The following is a 21,332-nucleotide window of genomic DNA, read 5'->3' on the forward strand; positions in this document are numbered from 1 at the left end:
ACATTCTATGAAGCTAACCCTTCCTCAACAGGATATCTTTTTCGAACAATTGTTATATCCGAATGTTCCTATATATAACATAGGAGCCAAAATAGAAATAAAAGGTGAAATAAATTTTGTTACTCTTCAAAGAGCTTATAGTGAAATGATTTCACAGCATGACGCTTACAGAAGTTTTATAAGAGAAAAAGACGGCGTTGCAGATATCAGTATCGGCTCTGGTGAACCCAGAACACTAGAGTTTGTTGATTTTTCCGATAAGAATGATTCTGTATCAGAGGCTGATAAATATATGCAGGAGGAGTTTTTGCAGCCGTTTAATATATTGGAGGACCATTTTCTGTATCGGTTTGTTCTGGTAAAATGCCACCGGAACTTATATTATCTTTTTTCTGTGTACCATCATATAATTACCGATGGCTGGGGAACATCACTTATGTTCCAGAGATTAATTAAAAACTATAATAATCTTTTGAATTTTGATGAAGTGCAGGAACAGTATCCATATGAATATAAAAAATTTATGGATGAAGATGAGGTATACCAGCTTTCTGAAGCCTTTCAAATAGATAAACTGTACTGGGCTGAAAGATATTCAGACCTGCCACAGGCCATTTTTACTAAGAAGGAAAATGCATCTAAAAATCATACGGAAAGTGAGCGTAAAGAACTCATCATCGCAAGGAAAGATTATAACAGGTTTTTAGAAACAGGACAAAAGCATAATTTTTCTACATTTCACAGCTTGTTAGGAATACTGTTCTTTTATTTGGGGCGTATCAATCATAGTGATGATCTCGCGATCGGAATCCCGGTTCTTAACAGGAATAATAAAATATTCAAAAAAACAGTAGGCCTGTTTATGGGGGTTTCTCCGTTAAGAATGAAGGTGAATCATCAGAACAGTCTTTTAAACCTTATAGAAGATACCAAAAAACAGCTGATGTCAGACTACAGACATCAGAGATATCCTCTCGGAAAAATAGTGCAGGATTTAAAATTGTATAATGAAAAAGACAAACTGTTCAATATTACATTTTCTTACGAAAAACATAATTATGCCGACCATTTTGAAGGGACCGTTACTACGGTACTTCCTCTTACCAATAAATCTGAGAGAGTAGCATTGGCAATCTATGTGAGAGAGTTTGATGAAGATGAAAATATAAAGATCGATTTCGATTACAATACAGCATATTTTGATGAATATTCCATAACGCAATATACAGAACACATCAGCCATCTGATTGTCAATATGGAGGAACTTGCTGATCAGCCGTTGAAGAATATTTCATTCCTTTCTGAGGAGGAAAAACAGACCCTTTTCTCTTTTAATAAAAAGGCTGCTGAAATAACCTCCGAGGATGAGCTTACCTTCATTGATATATTTCAAAGGAATGTTTCGGTGTTTCCTGATAAAGAAGCTGTGACAGATGGCAGGTTGTCTTTGTCATACGCAGAAGTTGACCGTATTTCATCCCGGATGGCACATTTCATTTTAAATCATTATGCTTCCGAAAAAGCAATTGCTGTTTTACTGAATCGTTCCGCCCATATGATCTGCATACTGTTGGGGATAATGAAAGCTGGTAAAGCTTACCTCCCTCTTGATCCCGAATTTCCTGAAAGCAGACTGCGGTATATTCTTGAAGATAGCAAAGCCGGAATTCTGATCTCTGATGAAAGCATCATTGCTGAATTAGAAAATGTCAAAAGAATTTCTTTGGATGATATCTTTACTTATAATGCAGGATTCTGCAAGAGCATTGCAGGATCTGAAGATACAGCATACGTTATCTATACTTCCGGATCTACCGGAAATCCCAAAGGAGTTGAAATAGGTCACACCTCTCTGCTGAATCTGCTGAAAAGTATCAGCGTAAAACCCGGAATGCATGGCGGAGATAAGCTGTTTTCGGTGACAACGTATTCTTTTGATATTTCTATTCTGGAGTTTTTTACCCCTTTAATTAACGGAGCGACACTGTATATTGCCACTGAAAATATACTTAAGGATCCTGGGGTAACAATAGAGGAAATGTCTAAAGTAAAACCTACCGTTATTCAGGCAACGCCAAGCTTTTTTAAGAGACTCATCAGTTTTGGCTGGAGACCCGATTCTGCACTGAAAATATTATGTGGTGGGGATCTGCTTAATAACAGCCTGATAGAGGAACTCATAGAAAATTGTGGTGAAATGTGGAATATGTATGGGCCTACAGAAACAACCATATGGTCCTCTACCAAGAAAATAGAAAAAAATACTTCCCCACTCAATATAGGAGCTCCCATTACAGAAACCTTTTTTTATATTCTGGATGCGGATCTCAATCTTTTACCCATAAATGCTATGGGAGATATCTACATTGGAGGAAAGGGGCTTGCAAAAGGATATTATAACAATGAAAGGCTTACCTCAGAAAGATTTATAAAAAACCCTTTCAGGGAAGGGGAGCTGATGTATAAAACCGGAGATATTGGCCAGTGGAATGAAACAGGAGAGATCATTTTCTTTGGAAGGAGTGATCATCAGGTGAAAATAAACGGATACAGAATTGAGCTGGGGGATATTGAAAACCAGCTTAATATAATTGAAAATATTGAAGATTCTGTAGTCGTGGTTAAAGATCATGGTGGAGAGAAAGACCTGGTGGCCTATATAAAGATCCGGGCAGAAATAGCCATTTCAGAAATTTATGATATCCTGAGTTTACATCTGCCTTATTATATGGTTCCTCAGTTTATTTTCTCTGTAGAAGAATTTCCGCTGACCCCCAACAAAAAAATAGACCGGAAGCTGCTGTCTGCTCAGGACCTTCCATCCGGACCAGAAGGTCCTGATAACAGAAAGATTGATAATAATCAGCTGATTCAGTCATTAAAAGTACTCTGGAAAGAAGTCTTACACAGTCAGAAAGACATTCAGGTGGAAGATAATTTTTTTGAATTGGGTGGACATTCTATTTTGGTAAACAAATTAATAAACCTGATCAGTAAAAACTTTTCTGTTCAGATTTCGATGAAAGATGTTTTTGAGAATCCGGATTTCTATTCTTTGTACCGTCATATTCTGAAGAGGAAAAATGAGAATGATAGGATTCTGGCCGCGCCTGTTCAGGATGTTTATAAAGCGACACCCACACAGCAAAATATATGGCTGGCATGTCAGAAAAGAGAAGCTTCTCCGGCATTCAATATGTTTATGGAATTTGATATATCAGGTAATATAGATATTGTATTACTGGAGAAATCTGTACAGAAAATACTATCTGCGAACGAAATATTAAGAACTAACTTTATATTAGAGAATGATACTGTCTGCCAGAGAATCAGTGCCCCAGAAAATGTACATTTTTCTCTGGAGATTAACGAGGCAGAGAATGAATTGGATTATCGGCATTTTGTCAATCAGTACATCAGTTTTTGTTTTGATCTTGAGAAGGATTTGCTGTTAAAATTAATGATTTTAAAGGTTGGAGAAAAATATAAAATCCTTTTCCTTGTTCATCATATTATTTTTGACGGGATTTCTACGGAGACTTTCATTAAGCAGCTGCTCAACTTCTATAACAGCAGCGCTTCTGTAATTCAGGAAGATGCTGAAATACAGTTTAAGGACTATAGTTACTGGTATTATCAGCAAATGGATTTCAGCAAAAATCAGCTTTTCTGGGAAAAATATGTTGAAGGATATCAGTATGAATCTTTTTTTAAAAAAGAAATTCCTTTGTCAGCAGATTATAAAGGGACAATATTTACGGTTTCCTTAGATAGTGATCACTCAATACGTTTAGCAGATCTGGCAAAGGAGAAAAAAACGACACCTTATTTTTTAATGCTGACTGCATTACTGATATTATTACAAAAGATTTCCGGAAAGCAGGATATTTGTATTGCAACCGTTGATTCAGGAAGATCAACTCCTCAGGTACAATCAATTCTCGGGGTTTTTATCAAGAGCCTTTTATTAAGGGTAGAGTTAAAGGAAGAGCCGTTTATGGAAATACTTGAAAAAGTAACCCATGAATTTTTAGAGGTTAATAAATATGAAGAAATTTCAGGCAGCTCCTTTTTGAAAGACAATGTTGATATTATGTTTGTCTCTCAGAATCCTGATTTCAGTTATCACACGATTAACGGGTTTTCAGATTTCTCAATCCAGCGTGTCGCACAGAATACAGTTTTTAACAAATTCCCTGTTATTATGAATGTTATTAATGATTCAGCCCAGGTACACATTGATATCAGCTATAACAAAAGTCTCTATAAAGACTACGTAATTAATGATTTTTCCCAGGCTTATATTGATTTTCTGAAATACATTCTGTCTCTCAATTCTGATCTGGATTCAGGATATAAAGATTTCTTTTGTGCTAACCGTTCAATTGATATTGATTTTGATTTTTAATAATGCTTATCATACAAAGATCCTGTCGGAAAGCAGATTCAAAACAGAGAATCTTGTTGTGGGATCAATGCTGAAAACAGATCAATCTCTGGTAACAGATAGCCCTATATATCCAGATTTCCGGCTGAAGCAATACATTTAAAATGAATTTAAAAAAATAATTATTCTATATGAAGACCATGAAAGTATTTATTGTACTGTTTATAACTTTATTCTCCTTTGTGTCAGCACAAAAAGAAGGATATACAATTACAAAAACAAAACCTTTTTTTGATGAGGAACACCTTAAGACTGATAATACAATAGAGTGGGGATATCTTTCTGTCCCTGAAAATTGGACCGCTCCATCCTCTACGATAAAAATAGCATTTACTGTTCTGAAAAAGAAGAAAAAATCATCGCAAAAACCTTTACTATATATAGAAGGAGGTCCGGGACAATCAGGAATAGGAGCATTCGGATATTTCCGGGATCATCCACTGAGAGATTATTCGGATATTATACTGGTAGACGCAAGAGGGGTAGGAAATTCTTTACCTAAACTATGTCCGGAACTGGGTATGGATATATTTAAGATTTTATCTTCCGATGAATCTGCTGCTGCGGATGAAAAAAATAGATTATTTGCCGCCATGAACTGCAAAAATGAGTTGATAAGAAAAGGGATTGATCCTGCTAATTATAATAGTGTGAACATAGCCAATGATCTTCATGCACTTAAAAAAGCTTTGCATTATGACCAATGGAATGTTCTTGGTGTTTCTTATGGAACCTATATATCACAGGTATATGCCAATTTATTTTCTGAAGATTTCAACAGAATGATCTTAGATTCACCCATCAATAATATTGCTGAATACCATAATAAGATCAATGAACATTATGTAACGGAATTGAATATTTTATTTTCAAAATGTAAACAGAATCCCGTGTCGGACAAAAAATTTCCGAATCTTGAAAAAACCTATTATGAAGTGATCGACGATCTTAATAAAAAACCGCTTACGGTAAAAGTTCCGAAAGATATTCTGGAAAAAGGCAGTTTTACTTTTAATGCTGAAGATTTTAAGATTGTTGTTCATCAGGCTTTATATAATAAGCAGCTTACAGAAGTGCTGCCTGTAATCATTACTTTGTTTCATGAAAGGAATGCAGAGGCACTAAGTTCAGTAGTTGGTGCATTCTCCGGAGTTTTCCACGCACTTGATTTTGGGACATATTACAGTATGCTGCTGAATGAAGTATTACCCTATAATTCATTAAAGTATTACGATGGAGATGCAGCAAAATATCCACGTTTGAAAGGTGGTTTGTCGTTTTACAGAGCCGATTTTCTCATCAACAGCCAATGGAATAACAAAAGTGTGCCACAAAATTCATTAGACTATAAAAAAATATCCGCAATCCCAACAATGATCATGGCCGGGGAGTTTGATCCTATTACTCCTGTTTCAAATGCACAGTCACTGGCCGGAATGCTGAATGCTGAGTTGATCATATTTAAAAATGAAGGACATGCACTTGTCTTCAACCAGGAAGGAAGCGGATTTATCAACAGCTTTATTAAAGATAGCCATCAGCAAAAAGCTTCCACAAAAGTTATGAATACCTACAGTACGAATTTTGTGTCGGATATCCATGTTAATCCCGGGGTAGCAAAACTGGCAATGTTTATAGGGAATATGTCTGATCCCATGGCTTTTGCACCATTAGTTCTTGCCTATATTCTGATCATTGGGGGAGGAATTTATTTTTTAATATATATCATCAGGCAAAGGAAGCAAGAGCGTGTTCTAAATAAAATTTTTTATGGATTGCTTGTATTAGGGTGTTTTATGGCTATTATTATATTGGGTGGATTTATTTATGCAATTCAGGATGCGGTGAGTTCCAACTTTTTTATATGTGCCTTTGGAATAAAAGACCGTTTCAGCAGTTTGTTTACCCTTCTCACTGTTTTTGCAGTATTGGTAGGTGTTCTGTTGATATTTCTGATAAGAATTAGCCGTTATAATCATCAGGTTATACTTGTAACCCTTGTTTTCTCTTTGATGTTGATTCTTTTTTACTTTTACCATTGGGACTTTTTTAATTAATATTACATGAAAATAATTCAGAGCTTCTGGTCAAAACCAAGCTATAAAAAGAAAAATATAAGGCTCCATGACCGTAATAACGGCGGATGGATAGACCGGAAATATAACTATTTCAGTTGGGCATTAAGTTGCCTGCAGTTTAAAAAATATTATGATGATGTTGAATTGGTTACAGACGAAATAGGATATGAGATTTTAATTAAAAAACTGAAGCTGCCTTATACGAAAATAGATGTATCATTGGATAAGATCAATCATTATCATGAAGATCTATGGGCATTGGGAAAAATCTATGCCTACAGTATTCAAGACAGTCCTTTTATTCATGCGGATGGAGACGTGTTTATTTTCAAAAAATTTGAAGATTCTTTCGAAAAATCGCCTATTTTAGCTCAGAATAGTGAGGTAGGGTATACTTTATACAGAGAAATTTTCGGAGAGATAAAAGCTAATTTTGCTTTTATTCCTGAGGATATTTTAAACTATTATCATACTTTCGGAGAGATCAATGGAGTTAATAACGGTGTTGTCGGAGGAAATGCAATTTCTTTTTTTAAAAAATATACAGAAAAGGCATTTGAATTCATCGATCAGAATACAGAACATTTGTCTAAAATCAATATTGGGCTGTTTAATATTATTTTTGAACAGGCTCTTTTGTATTCAATGGCTCATCGTGATAACATTCCGGTTGACTTTTATTTTGATAATATAAATCAGGGATTTGATGGGATCTGTGATGTATTGGGAAGTTCTCATGAGCGTTCTTACCTGCATGCACTGGGACCTTACAAAACAACAATTACAGTTCCATCCCAAATTGAAGACTTGCTGAGAAAATCATATCCTGAATATTATTATAACATCATCAGACTTCTTAAAACGTATCAGATATGAAATTAAAATATAATGAATATAGATCCGCGATACTGGATGTTAGTTTTCAGGATCTTCAGGATATAGTAAAAAATAATCGACAGGTACTTGAGGAGGAATATCTTGTAGCTGATAATATAGAAAATATAGAATTCGGAATCACCGGCTATATACGCTATTTGTTAGAATGTTATAAGATGAATAAAGAACAGCGGATACTTGATAAAATTAAAGAATTATCTTTATGCCTTATAGACTATTGTAATCATACCTTTACAATAAATTATTCTCTGTATACTGGCAGATCCGGGGTCGCGTATCTGTTGATGGAACTGTACGAAATTCATCCTGATCCCATATACCTCGAAAACTGTCTGAAAATTTTAAAAGATTCAGAAAATGCATTTTTTTATTCTGAGTACACATCCGATTACCTGATGGATGGAAGAGCGGGGGTCCTGTATTTACTGCTTTTTGTCTTCAGACGGTATGGATTTTCAGAAATAGGAGAACTGACAGATAAATATTTAAATAAAATACTGGATAATGGTATATTAACATCAAATGGCCTTTCCTGGGTAGCAAAAGAAGAAATAAATATAGAAAATTCCTGTGATTTTGCCCGTGGTGCCTCAGGAATTATGTTTGTACTGAAATACCTGAGTTCAATCTCAAAAGAGAATGGTTTTGATTTTTATACAAAGCAGACAAAGAAGTATATTGAGAATTTTATTGAAAATGGTGAAGAATGCATAAGTCTTGAAACGTATACTTTTATTCCTGCTCTGGAAAAGAAACATATCCTGCGGACAAATTCAGATAAAAAAAACTATGTCAGAATCCTTGATATACTGTCTGCAGTGCGTACACCAGAAGAGTTGGAAAACACACTTGATCTATTGATGATCCTTTCTCCATCTGTTTCCAATTCCTTTTCGGGTATGGTATATGATTGCAATGGAATAGATGCGGCAAGTATAACGCATGAAAGTAGAGAACATAGCCTGAATGAATATGCAGAATTAATACCGGGATTTCTTCATGGTAAAACCGGTGCAGCTTATGTGAATCTAAGAAATATAACATCAGCAGATGCTCATAATCATTCTGAAAATCAAAGTCACTATTTTCCCAAAAAGCCATTTCCCAAAGAAGATTTTATATTTCAAAAACAATACCCTAAATTTTATAATCTTACAAAAACAAACTTTCCTGATATTTATTCCGGGGTATTGAAAAATATTAATGAATATAAAAGCAGTTTCACTGATAGTATTATCCCTGTTCTGGAAAAGGACTATTCTTCTGAATTGTTAAAAGATCTATTATTATTTGAGGAGAATAAAAACATATTTTATCGAAGAATGCTGAAGAAGAATAACCTGATGAGATTTTCAGAAATCATTTCTTATAGAAATATTGTTTTTGATCAGGTAGAAGCTCTGGGGAATAATATTATGGATCTTCCCATCAGGTTAAGCTCTAATGGAATGGTGATAAATACCAAGTGGGAATGGTCTTCAAATAATATATATCAGCATAGCCTGAATATAATACAGCCTTCTGCTTTATATACAACAGTTTTGACGCTTACTTATGATAGCTCAAAGAATTATATAACAGAGAGCCCGTTAAAAATGGAAGGGCTGCTCTTACAGGCTTTTGAAATGCCTAAAACATTAAGGACAGCAGTCGAAGAATTCAGGTATTTCTGCAGATCTCAGTCAGAAGATCAACTTGCAGCCATAATTGCATATACCTATTCAAGAGATAAAGATGAACTTTTTAGCAGGTTAGATTACCTTGTAACCACTACTGTCAAGAATTTCTTATATAATGGCTGTCTGGAATTTGTTTAACTTGCATGCAACAGCTGTAATACCTTCAGCTTAATCTGGCGTAAGGTTAGAATAAAAACCACAACAGAACAGTTGTGGTTTTTATAGTATTTGTGTTGCAGGCTGCTTTATAAGTACCTTATACGAAATTCTTATTCAATTTGATCCATAGAATAGTGATTTTCGTGTGGCAGATTGCCTTCCAGCAGTCACCTGTCAGGCAGTGTAATGATAAATCCCTTCTAAAAATAGCATATATCTGCCGGGCTGAAATTCCCCATAGGAAAACAGATAGATGCTATCATTATTTTTTACATAATGAATTTCTAATCCCTCTTCAGATAAATATGTTTCAATAAAATTATTCCTTAGATTAAAATGGCATTCACTGATAATGGTGTCAAAACTTTCATCATCTATTTCTTTTTTTAAATCTCTTAGCGGACTGTTGTAAAAATCAATTAATCTGATTTTCTGATTTTCAATTTCAAAAACTTCTTTCAGGCATTCTTGTTCATCGCCATCAAATAATTTTTGTCTGGTTATTTCGTTTTTTTTGATCATATTAAGAATAGAATAACTTGTTTGTACTATAATTAATCTATTTTTTGGGCATTACCTTTAATTATAACATTATTTTCTTTTTGATTTAGATACAAAACTTCCCTTATTACCCAACGTTTATTATCAAAGTTGCTTTTCTGACTAAAATAGACATTCAAAATTTGTGATATAAAAAAAGTATTAAGATAGCTCATTTTTTCTTTCATTCCAATTTTTGTGTCATTCAAAATATCTTCATAAGAAGGATATTCGGTAAGATTTTCAAATAATTCTAAGGCATAGTTTTCACCGGTTTGTTTATCATCTTCTATTAATTCATTCAACAATTCTTCGTACTTGGGTTGTATTATTTTATTGAAAGTATCTAGCTCAATATTTATATCAAATTGATATATTTCTTTGCCTTCAATATATTTCTCATAGTAATGTTCATCATAGAATAAATGTTGAGAATTAGTTTTTTGGTTATTAATGTATACTTGCATGTTATTTTTCTTTAATTTATTTAATATTTATTTGGTTTCCATTTATATCCATTTTAAAAATATTTCCGTCTGGTTCAACTGTAATAGATCCTGATGGACCATATGCCTCACCTGCTTTTGCATCCTCTGCTGATCTGATACCAGATCTCTGAAAAAAATCTTCAGGAGTTGTAATTCTTTCAATACTTTTTGTTTCATTACCTGGAATTATTTTAGTCGTTTCCATTTTTAACCATCCTTCAGTTTTTCCGGCATCAAAAATAGCATTATTTGATTTTATTATTTTTCCTGCCTGAGAACTTGTTAATTGGCCAAATCCAACATCTAAATCACTTGTTGGAATATAATTGCCTCTTATTCTACTACCACCAAATACAACAGATGATTTTCTAGAAAATGCATGTTTTAAGATAAATATTGCTTGATCTTTTGAGAGACCAGGTATTATTTGAGATAATTTATCTGATACCTCAGTAATTATTTGTTCTGTCGTTTTAATTGAGGAAGTAGTAGAAACATTTTCTTCATCAATTTTGCTTTCTCTGGAATTTGTCTCCTTTTCTTTAGGTGATTTTGATTCATCTAAATTAGTATTTTTGACCGGTTTTTCACCTTTAATCTTTTCAGTTTCTTCCAGCAAACTTTTCACCTTGGTAAGATCATTATCTGCCATTGCTTTTTCAAGTTCGATAGCCAGCTTGTCATCTTTGGCTAGGGTTTTTGCCTTCTCAAAAACATTTTTCGCTGCTATCAGCTCTTCTGGATTTAATCCTGTTTCACTTACTATTTTGGCTAGTTTGAGCTCAGTTATAAAACTATCAAATGTAACAATTCCTTTTCGAATGGCAAACACAGCTCTGGCTAATAATTCACCTGTCTCTATTAGGAATGGTATTGTTACATAAGTAAGTTTTTTTGCCTGTCTAAAACCATGTAATACTTCATCCTTTTGAGTTTTTATTTTAGTTTGTTTAGCAACATTTTGCTGTACTTTGCTTTCAAGTGCTTCAACTCTGGCCAAATCATTTTCCAGGGCTTTTATCACTTGTTCCCGAACTGCAGGAGCTAAGTTTGCCTCAGTAAGAAGTTTTCTGGTTTCCGTAATATCTTTTGATACTTCAAATGCTCTGCCTGCATTCACCAATTTAGCCGATATTTTTGCAACAGCAGCAGCATCTAAAACTGAACCTACAACAGAAATAATAACCCAAACAGCACTTGGCTCATCATTAGAAATATTTACTTTATAAGCAGCAAGCTGGGTGCGGTATGATTCTATTTCTTCATAAGTTAAATAACTGCTTAAAGCAAAATTTCCTGCGGCTAATAATACGGCTACCGTTCCCGTACCAAAAGAAAGTAATCCTAATGCAACAGCTAAAACACCTATCAGTAAACCTTCTATGAGATGTCTGGTGCTCTCCTGGTCTTCTTTATCATTTATTATTAAATCAAAAATGCTGTCTTTGGCTATTCCCTGTTGCTCTTTTGATTTTTGAAGCAGGCTTGAAAAACCATAAATAGAAAGTCCTTGATCTGATTGTAATTTTGCAATGATTTTTGTTATATTTTCTTCCTGATCGTTGATGTAATTCTCCAGAAAATCGTGAAGCTCCTGTCTCGTTTCTACATTGGCAAAACCTTCTTTATTAAAACCATTATCTTCAACGAGTGGAGTTACAGATGATAATTCTTTGATTGCTGTATTACCCTCTGCTCTTTTACTCCTGGCAAGTGCCTCCATTTTATTTTTGAAATCCCTCTCTTCAGGAGTCGGTTTTTCGATGATGATTGGTGTGTCGGCATTATTGGCTACTTCATAACTTTCTTTGGCTTTAGAGGCTTTTATTTTTTCTAATAAATTTTTTATAAAAGTGTCATTGAGTAATTTCTTTTTTTGTTCGAAGAGAACATGTCTGTACTTTATCAAAGAATCTTCTGCAATGTGAACAGTTTCTTTACGGAAAGAAAGCTCGTAATCTATAATTGTTTTTTTGAATGAGTCCAGAGTAAATCCATTTATTTCAAGCAAAACCAGTAATTCTTCTAATTGCTTATTTAAAGCATTTTCGAAAAATGCCTTGTTAGGATCGTTTCGTTCGTAAGGGGTGCTTTCGTGACTATGCTTAAATTTAATATAGCTTGTATATTTTTTGTATAAAGTTTCTAGTCCTGCTAATCGATTTTGTAATTTTTCTCGATTATCTTTTTCTTTATTTCGGTCATTTCTATTTTTAATATATTCTCTAAGAGATTCTTCGATCGCATTCAAACTATTTGTTTCCTGTGAAACTTTACTCTTATAATCCGCCAGATCTTCCTCTGATAATTGTTTTAATAAATCAAGGATACGCGTATTTTGAATATAATCGGCAGTACTTGCTGCATCCCTGATAAATTGCTTTTTATCTGGTGATAATGCCTGTGTCTCTTGTTCTATATTATTTTCTTTTGCAGATATTCTATAGTTTACAGTTCCTCCTTTGGCAACTTTTTCTTGAACATATTCATTCGTAAATGCTGGTTTCCAGACCAGATGACGGGTAAGGTGCATCTTAAATTCTGCAAAGTGGTTGAGATCTTCATCTGTCTGAATCAATTTACCATTAAACTTTTGATTTTTCGCGATAATAATGGTATAAGTAATCGAGTCATCATCTTTGGTATTATTGGTTTTAGGGTTTTCAAATGTTGCGGATAAAGCAATATTTTCATTATCCTTTTTAGTTTTTTGAACATTAAGTTTCGCAAGCTTTCTGTCCATTTTCAACAAAGTTTCTTTATCAAAAATTCCAGAAGCTGTAATGCCATTATTGCTTTGAAAATTGATGAGAGCAATCCTTGTTTTATCACCAAAATAAGCTTTGTTTTCTGATACTTTATGCCCTAATTTATCAAGTGCATTATTAAGTACTGTTACATGTGGTCCTTTATCAAACAACTGCATGACAGATCCGTCTTTTTCTACTTTACGGAATGCTCTGTTTTTAAAAGGATCATAGGTTATTTGGGTAACTTCTGTTTTGGCAAGGGATACTTTACTGTCCTGATCACTGATCTGTTCGTGTTTTTTTTCATCCTCTTTATGATCATTCATTTGCGCCTCGGACCTGTTGGTCCTTGGCGCAAATGTTTTTTTATGTCTGCTCATGTTGCTGGTTATTAGATTCGTTATTATGCTGTTTTAGGAGCTTATTCTGACTTTTGTATGAAGGGGCTGATGCGGGACTGGTTTTTTCCGAAAGCCTTTTCGTTTTCTATCATTAAATAAGTGCTCAGCAGCGAATGGGTAATCATAGTTTCATTACGCTCATGCAAGGCCATCGTAATGTTTTTCATAATGTTGCGGATATTGGCTCCGGTGTAAGAATATTCTTTGGCTAAGTGTTTTAAAAGTTCATCACTTTCAAAGGTTATATTATGAGGTAAATAATGCTCCCAAAGCGATTTTCTGGTGTTTTCTGTCGGCCGGATTACATTTACAGATACGTCTATACGACGTTTGAAAGCATCATCCATATTGTTTTCAAAATTGGAAGCCAGTACTGTTAATCCGTCAAATTTTTCAATCCGCTGTAATAAATAAGACACTTCCTGGTTGGCATAACGGTCATGGGCGTCTTTTACATCAGAACGCTTTCCAAACAAAGCATCGGCTTCGTCAAAAAACAACATACAGTTTTTGCTCTGCAGCCTGTTGAATAACACTTCAAGATTTTTCTCTGTTTCACCAATATATTTGCTGACCACCTGTGAAAGATCCACATGATACATATCGATACCAAATGTATTGGCAAGGATACCTGCCAACATTGTTTTTCCTGTTCCCGGCGCACCATAGAATAAAGCTATAAAGCCCGGTTTAAAGCTGTGTCCCTTGGTTTTGAAAAAACCGTTTTCCAATGCTTTTATATAATGTCCGATGGGTTTTATCTGTTCCCTGACGTGATCTTCTAAAATGATGTCATCCATGGTGAGGTCAGATTTGTAAAGCCTTCCCGGGAAGTAAGAGCCGTGGTCTAACTGCGGTTTTTGCCCGGATAGAAAATAATTCAAATAAGCGGTATCCAGTTCAATTTTTCCATGAATAAATTCTGCTGAAGAACGGTTGTAAATAATGTCGTTTTGTAGCAGTATACTGCCATTGATCAGCTGGGCACTATATCGTGACCACAATGTTAAATCTTTACCGGCAAGTAAAAAAAGAGCTGTTTGGAAAGTTGGCTTAAAACTGCGGTTGACTTTGTTATATTCCCCGCCTGCTTCGATAGCAAATGCATTACTGCTTTCTTCTATTTGTACAAATGTTTTCAGTATGGATGGATAATGGGCAGAAGCAATGCCCAGAGCCAGAATTACCCTTTCTATGGTGGTAAGGCTGTATGAGTTTACCGTAATAGCGTAGGGGGATTCGTTATAAAATTCCGGAGGGGAAGGTATTTCATAAGCATTCAATTCCATCTCATCTTCTAAAAATAACTCTTTGCATCGTGTTTCAATGAGCGATTGCAGCCATTTCATTTCTTTATTTAGAGATTCATGACGTATTTCGCTGACCTGAAATACGGGATTAGCTACTTTTATTTTTTCATTAACTTTTGTTTTTATCAATGATTTTTGTTCATGGTTAATTAGAGATTCCATAGGTTTATTTTGAGTTGATGTTATTGAAAAGATTAAGGAAGGAGAGGGGCTTCAGAAATATTTTCCTTGCCGTGGGAAACAGATCTGCAGAAAATTTTGTATCGTAAAAATCAATCAGTAAAAAAGAGTTTTACCAGTTTACCAATATGAATTTTTTGTGCCAGGGCAGCTTAACAAGACCGATTCCCCAGGAAAGTTTATCAAGCAGAATATCCTGTGCCTTTCGTTCTACTGTAAGGGTATAATCATAGTCGGTCATAACCAGTTTCCCTGGCCGTTGAAAAAATTCGTTTTGTAGCAGTGCTACAGATGACTTTCGCATGGGATTCCAGTTATGCTGAACACTTTCTATTACATTCTTAGCCTCTGCTTTATGTTTTCGGGAGAGCTTAATATGTCTGTTAATGGCTTGGTTTGCCGGAATATTACACAGGAATTTTTCGAAGACCATATCATATTCCGGGGCATTTGTTTTTCCGGTAGCAATATAATGCAACAGATGGGCACCTGTTTCAGGATCAATGAGATCCTGGGTTTTGGGATCCAGAAGACCACAATGTTCAAAGAGGGTCCTGATGAAGGGATGTATCAGTATAAGTCCTGCATTTTGAATATACTGGCCATTATCCTGGCTTAAATTTGCGTGGGTTATTTCATTTTTATGATGAGTTGTTTCTGCCAATGATGATCCGTTTTCTGAAGTATGTATTATTTTATTTTTTAGACGCTCAGGAATTTTGTTTTCTTTAATAAAAGGGAATATCTGGGTTATTACTTGCCAATTTTGGCTACTGCTTTTTCCCTGTACTAAGGTCGCCTGTTCTATTTTTGATATTTGCTCAAAAAGATATCCCTGAATGTTTTTATTTGATCGATGCACATATTCTGATACCATATTGAGAACCAAACGCCATACGATAGCTCTGTCAGTTGGGTTTAGTTTTGACAGATGGCGTATTATTTCAGCACTTAAGTCTAATTTTAGTTCTTTATTTTTTAATGCTGCCAGGCATAACTGTGCAATCTGTTCGTTTGAAAGCTGATTGATGATTCGATCCTGAACACTTTTCTTTACCAGAATAGGAGCGATATCCCTTTGGAAATGGTCTGCTGAAATAAGACTGTCAAATACTGGTGAGTCTAAAAAAGCAATACCTTTTCTCACGGGGTTCCACCATGGCATGCATCCGTTTTCTAAAAAATAAATAAAAGCCTGAAATATTTTTTCCTGATTGTTGATCAGATACGCTTTTGGATCACTTTCTGTTTTTTCATTTATGCTGATAGCAGGATCTGTGATTTCTGACAGTTCTTCGCTAAAAAGCTGTACAATTTTATCTTTCAATTCAGCGTTTAAAGAGCTGTTTTTTACATCCAGATTCAGCTCTAACCGGAGGATTTGAAGCGTATGGCCAGCTAACTTATACTCTAAAGTATTGATATACTTTTCTATTTCCGGAAAAACATCAATAGACAGAAAGCTGTTAATATCATCTTTTATACTAAAAGCCTTTTCTTTATTGTTGACTGTAATTTCGACAAAAACTTTCTGAATGATATGTTCTTCTTTCACATTTAATAGGTTTTAGTTATACAATATGGGATTGCTGATACGGTATTATTTCCGGTCAAACTCTCCACCCCAAAAGCCGGCAGGGCAAAGGCTTAGCTTTGATCTTTGTTTTGCACTCAATCTGCATCCGCAGCCTCTGATAAATCCATCTTTAGGAGAATCTGCAACCTCAAGTGTTTCAGGATTCATCCATTTCATAGCGTTACAGTTGTTTCCGTTTTTTAAAGGACACTGATTGCAGATTTCCTCTCTTAAAGAAAAAATAGCTTCTTCATTTTGATCAGCGACACCCAGTTTTGCACGTAATTCGTTGAAATGGCCACCAATGATTTCATTGCGTTTGCCAAAAAGTTTTTTGATGTTCATATGATTAAAGTTTTAAAATTATTGGGTCAAAATTAGAGGAAGAAAAATCATCCTGCTAATTATGAGGCTGCTGCATTCTGTCTTTGCAGTAAAAAGGAAAAATCATGTCTTAAGTTCTCAGGTTGGAAATTTTTAGATACTGACAGATATAAAAGATAATTCTAAATCGGAAAACTATAAGCCTGAGAAGAATTTGTGTTTTGATGTTGGAGATGGAACAAAGGATTTTACAGTACCTCATCTGGAGAAGACCAGCCATCGGAAGCATGCAGGTTTTGCTCCTTTATAAAAGTTGAAAAGGATGAGAAAATAGTGACAGAATTGGAGTAGAATAACAAGCTCAGATTTGGCCGCTGTTAGGTGATGAAATTCTTTGTTCAAAATTGATGTGTTTTTTAATGAGTTTTTAATTGTCTGCTTATCAGTGTTATGCAGTTGTTTTTTTTATAAGGAGTAAAATTCTATTTACTGCAAAGACAGGTTTGAGGCCCCAAAATATTTGTCTTTTGAAGAGGTCTGATTGTATGTTTGCATCATAATAATTAAGAACAGAAATTATGATTGATAAAGTATTAACCGTTTTAAAAGACCAGCTGAATGCTACGGATGGTTTATGGGATCCGAATGTTCCTAACGAAATCGATATCGCTGTTGTTGGGGACATCGCAAAACATGAGGACGAAACCTCAGGCCTTGATAATAAGGTGGTGATTACCCTTCTGAGCGTTGAGGAAGAATCAACATTAAAGAACAGATCCAGGTACGAAAAAGTAATCGTAGACAACAACCCAACCCGATATGACAGAGAAAGCCCGCCAGCTTACTTAAACTTATATGTAATGGTGGCTGCTAACAGGAGTATGTATGCCAGGGCTTTACTGAACATCTCAAAAGTTATCGAAATATTTCAGAAAAAAAATGTACTGGAATATGTTGATACGGATCCAAATAAAAATTTCAGGTTCAGAATCGAGCTGCATTCTGTTCCCTTTGAACAGCTAAGTTACATCTGGGGACTGCTGGGCGGAAAGGTAATGCCTTCTGTCTTATATAAAATCAGTGTGATAAAAATTGTGGCCAAAGATGTAGTTCCTGTTGAACTGATTAATGAGGTAAATATACAAAGTATCAAAGTTGATTAATCAACAGCAAAAATAAAACAAAAACTAATAACCTTTAACTTAAATTTTAAAACATGTTGAATTCAACAGCACCAGGTGTTTCAGTGGAAGAAATATCCAGACTCCCTTATTCAGTGGCATTAGTAGAAACCGCTATACCTGCATTTATCGGGTATACCGAATTGACTCCTGTAGACTATGACAAGCCGCTAAAAATCAGTTCTCTTCTTGAATATGAGCAGTATTTTGGACATGCAAAAAAAGAAAGTCTCCAGCTCAGAGATATACAAGGAAAGGGAGTAACGGTTGTAACCCCTCAGGTACAGTTTTTAATGTACTATGCTCTTCAGATGTATTTTGCCAATGGCGGTGGCCCATGTTATATTATTTCTGCCGGGAAATATTCTTCAGGGGGAACAGTACAGCTGTCTTTACTGGAAACGGCATTAAATATGATCGATGCTATAAAAGAACCCACACTTATTATTCTCCCTGATGCCATCTCATTATCCAGGGAAGCTGATTTTTATACGCTTTACAAGAAGGTCATTGTAAAAGCGAAAGATGAGACAAAAAATAGGTTTGCTATCCTGGATACTTATTACGGAAATACTACAATCATATCAAACGGAAGTAACACCATTGAATCTTTTAGAAGAGAAATAGACTCAACAAGCCATGCTGCTGTTTATTTTCCTTATGTGAAAACTATTTTGAATTATACTTTTGACGAGAAGGCTATTATTGAACACAAAGGTTTACAGGATGGGCAGGTAAATAGTGGAAGCTTCTACGGTAGAGAAGCTGATGCTTTGCGAGAGTTAAAAAGACTGGCCAGTGACGAAATATTATTTGCTTCAGCAAATGTTGCAGTACTTGCTGATCTATTGGCCCAGGCTGTAGCAATTGTAGAAGAAATTAATGAGACTGCTGATCAAAAAGTAGATCTTACCGAGCCTTTTGCTATCATAGAAGCTATATACAATGGAACCATTGACAGTGTTGATATACACTTCCTGGATGAGTTTGATGAATTAATTGATGGAGTATCAGCGGCAAAAGACCTTTTGGGAAATGCAAACGGCAGCACTTTGGAAAGCTTACAGACCTCCGATTCTTTACTGTACAGTCAGATTAAGGACGCCATAAAATCTTTAAAGGTTATTTTACCGCCATCATCTGTAATGGCAGGAGTATACGGGAGAATAGACAGTATAAGAGGGATTTGGAAAGCGCCTGCAAACGTAAGCCTTAATTATGTTATGGCACCAACAGAGAAAATTTCAGATCAGGAACATTCGGGTTTAAATATAGATATCTCAGGCAAATCAATCAATGCTATCAGAAGTTTTACAGGAAAAGGGACCTTGGTCTGGGGTGCAAGAACGCTTGATGGAAGAGACAAGATAGGAACTGAAGATAATGTATGGAAATATGTGCATGTGCGCCGTTATTATGATATGATTGAGCAGTCAATCAATACAGCCCTTCAAACATTTATTGATGAGCTTGCCATTCCTTCTACTTATTTGAGGGCAAAAACAATGTTGGAAAATTTCCTGAATCAACAGTGGATCGAAGGTGCATTGGCAGGAAACACACCAAAAGAAGCTTATAGAGTAGAGGTTGATGGTACTAAAGATGAAGTTACCGGTCATCATATTCTGAATGCAAAGATCGAAATAGCGTTGGTACGTCCTGCAGAATTTATTATCCTGAAATTTTCGCACCAATTACAACAATCATAAACAACTGTCAATCACGGATAAATATTCGAAGTTTTATTTCGAGATATAATTAATATTAATTTAAAATTTTTTAACAAATGAATTACAAAACCCCTGGAGTCTATGTGGAGGAACTGGAGAAATTTCCGCCTTCCGTAGCGCAAGTTGAAACTGCTATTCCTGCTTTTATCGGGTATACCGAAGTAGGAGAGCAACACAAACCAACGAGAATCTCTTCTATGTTGGAGTACGAAGCTCTTTTTGGAAAAGCAAACCCTGAAACTTTTGCTGTAGCTTTCAAAGACGGTGTTGCCACTGCAACGCAGCCTAAAGTAAGCGATTACAAAATGTATTATGCGATGCAAATGTATTTTGCAAATGGCGGAGGGCCTTGCTATATCGTGGCAGTAGGAAACTATACAGATCCTGTACTTGTAGAATCTGCTACATCGGATAAAACTTTATTAAAGGGTCTTGAATTGCTGAAAAAAGAAGACGAACCTACGCTTATTGTATTTCCGGATCTTCAAGGTTTAGTGGCTACTGCTGCTGAAGTTGCTGCTGCAGATGCTGCTCTTCAGGCTACCATGGATAACAGGAATGCAGCTATTGCTGCTGAAGCTGCTGCTAAAGCAGTTTCAAACGCTGTTGATGGCGCTAGTGTAACTGCTGCTGTTGACGCCGCCGCTGCTGTTGCTGATGATTATGAAATTAATGATCCTGGTAATCTTGCCGAAGTTGCTGCTGCTCAGGCTGCTCAGGCTGTTGTAAACGCTGCCAGAGCTGCAGCTGCCGTTACAAATCCTAGTGTTGCCGCCGTTAAGGCTGCTGCCAAAGCTGTTGCAGATGCTTATACTGCAGATCTTACAACTACCAACACCATTTCTGGTTTTGCTTCTCAAAATGCCGATAATGTTTCTGACGCTAACATAGCTTCTGCTATTACCGAGGCTTACTCTGCATATAATACTGCTTTGGATTTGGCAGAATCGATGAAAGACAGATTCGTTATTATGGATGTATTGGGTGATGATGTTATTTTCAGAAAAGAAGTAACGGCCAAAGGGTTAAAATATGGAGCTGCTTATCATCCAAAATTAAAAACAGTTTTGAGTTATAATTATAAGGAAGCGGATGTTTTGATTACCGGTGCATCGGGTATTGCAACCTTAGCAGCGTTGAAATCAACAAATTCTGATTTTTATAACCAGGCTAAAAAGGCTATTGAATCTAAAAAAGTCGTATTGGGTCCATCATCTTCAATGGCAGGAGTTTACGCCAAAGTAGACAGCACTTCAGGAGTATGGAAATCACCGGCTAACTTAGGACTGAACTTCGTGGAAGCCCCAGCAGAAAAAATTTCTGATAAACAGCAGGATGCGCTTAACGTAGATACAACAGCCGGGAAATCCATCAATGCGATCAGAACATTCACAGGAAAAGGAACATTGGTTTGGGGAGCAAGAACACTGGATGGAAACAGCAACGAATGGAGATATGTTTCAGTACGCCGTTTCTTCAACATGGTGGAAGAGTCTGTGAAAAAAGCGACAGAACGTTTCGTTTTCGAACCGAATACAGCTAATACATGGGTTCGCGTGCAGACAATGATTGAAAATTTCCTTAACCAGCAG

Annotated in this window: 13 protein-coding genes; 7 read left to right on the forward strand and 6 right to left on the reverse strand. The window is 35.5% G+C overall.

Translation table 11 applies throughout. The features are described from left to right. The first annotated feature begins 7 nt into the window (after nucleotides 1-7). The 4 genes from CRS_RS12150 (at nucleotide 8) to CRS_RS12165 (ending at nucleotide 9,239) form a co-directional block, all read left to right on the forward strand. Nucleotides 8-4,408, forward strand: coding sequence for a non-ribosomal peptide synthetase (locus tag CRS_RS12150; protein WP_142724309.1), 4,401 nt, complete (start codon nucleotides 8-10; stop codon nucleotides 4,406-4,408). Nucleotides 4,409-4,578: 170 nt separating this feature from the next. Next, on the forward strand, nucleotides 4,579-6,504 hold the full coding sequence (locus CRS_RS12155) for an alpha/beta hydrolase (RefSeq protein ID WP_142724310.1): 1,926 nt from the start codon (nucleotides 4,579-4,581) through the stop codon (nucleotides 6,502-6,504). Between the two features lie 6 nt (nucleotides 6,505-6,510). Next, a complete protein-coding gene (locus CRS_RS12160) occupies nucleotides 6,511-7,401 on the forward strand; it encodes a DUF6734 family protein (protein WP_142724311.1) in 891 nt (296 codons plus the stop codon). After that, the gene (locus CRS_RS12165; RefSeq protein WP_142724312.1) at nucleotides 7,398-9,239 is read left to right on the forward strand and encodes a lanthionine synthetase LanC family protein; all 1,842 of its coding nucleotides are present in this window, start codon (nucleotides 7,398-7,400) and stop codon (nucleotides 9,237-9,239) included. Before CRS_RS12160 ends, CRS_RS12165 begins: the two co-directional genes overlap by 4 nt. A 195-nt stretch (nucleotides 9,240-9,434) precedes the next feature. On the opposite strand, the gene CRS_RS12170 is transcribed toward CRS_RS12165, so the two are convergent. The 6 genes from CRS_RS12170 to CRS_RS12195 all read right to left on the reverse strand — a co-directional run bounded on the left by CRS_RS12170 (nucleotide 9,435) and on the right by CRS_RS12195 (nucleotide 16,850). Further along, nucleotides 9,435-9,782: a hypothetical protein gene (locus tag CRS_RS12170; RefSeq protein WP_142724313.1), complete on the reverse strand. Its 348-nt coding sequence runs from the start codon at nucleotides 9,780-9,782 to the stop codon at nucleotides 9,435-9,437. 32 nt (nucleotides 9,783-9,814) lie between these two features. After that, nucleotides 9,815-10,267 (reverse strand): hypothetical protein, encoded by a 453-nt coding sequence (locus CRS_RS12175; protein ID WP_142724314.1) that lies wholly within the window; start codon nucleotides 10,265-10,267, stop codon nucleotides 9,815-9,817. Between the two features lie 16 nt (nucleotides 10,268-10,283). Beyond that, nucleotides 10,284-13,418, reverse strand: a complete 3,135-nt coding sequence (locus CRS_RS12180; protein ID WP_142724315.1) for a peptidoglycan-binding protein — start codon at nucleotides 13,416-13,418, stop codon at nucleotides 10,284-10,286. Nucleotides 13,419-13,459: 41 nt separating this feature from the next. Further along, nucleotides 13,460-14,911: an ATP-binding protein gene (locus tag CRS_RS12185; RefSeq protein WP_142724316.1), complete on the reverse strand. Its 1,452-nt coding sequence runs from the start codon at nucleotides 14,909-14,911 to the stop codon at nucleotides 13,460-13,462. Between the two features lie 130 nt (nucleotides 14,912-15,041). After that, nucleotides 15,042-16,484, reverse strand: coding sequence for a contractile injection system tape measure protein (locus CRS_RS12190; protein ID WP_142724317.1), 1,443 nt, complete (start codon nucleotides 16,482-16,484; stop codon nucleotides 15,042-15,044). A gap of 45 nt (nucleotides 16,485-16,529) precedes the next feature. Beyond that, on the reverse strand, nucleotides 16,530-16,850 hold the full coding sequence (locus tag CRS_RS12195) for a hypothetical protein (protein WP_142724318.1): 321 nt from the start codon (nucleotides 16,848-16,850) through the stop codon (nucleotides 16,530-16,532). A 557-nt stretch (nucleotides 16,851-17,407) separates the two neighbouring features. Here CRS_RS12195 and CRS_RS12200 point away from each other — a divergent pair. From CRS_RS12200 to CRS_RS24690, 3 genes are all read left to right on the forward strand, one after another. After that, the gene (locus CRS_RS12200; RefSeq protein WP_142724319.1) at nucleotides 17,408-17,992 is read left to right on the forward strand and encodes a DUF4255 domain-containing protein; all 585 of its coding nucleotides are present in this window, start codon (nucleotides 17,408-17,410) and stop codon (nucleotides 17,990-17,992) included. A gap of 53 nt (nucleotides 17,993-18,045) precedes the next feature. Next, nucleotides 18,046-19,719 carry a phage tail sheath C-terminal domain-containing protein gene (locus tag CRS_RS12205; RefSeq protein ID WP_142724320.1) on the forward strand — a complete coding sequence of 558 codons (1,674 nt, stop codon included), beginning with the start codon at nucleotides 18,046-18,048 and terminating at the stop codon, nucleotides 19,717-19,719. Nucleotides 19,720-19,796: 77 nt separating this feature from the next. Further along, the coding region (locus CRS_RS24690; RefSeq protein WP_142724495.1) for a phage tail sheath family protein at nucleotides 19,797-21,332 on the forward strand (1,536 nt) is incomplete at its 3' end.

This window comes from Chryseobacterium sp. ON_d1 (assembly GCF_006829085.1).
GTDB lineage: Bacteria > Bacteroidota > Bacteroidia > Flavobacteriales > Weeksellaceae > Chryseobacterium.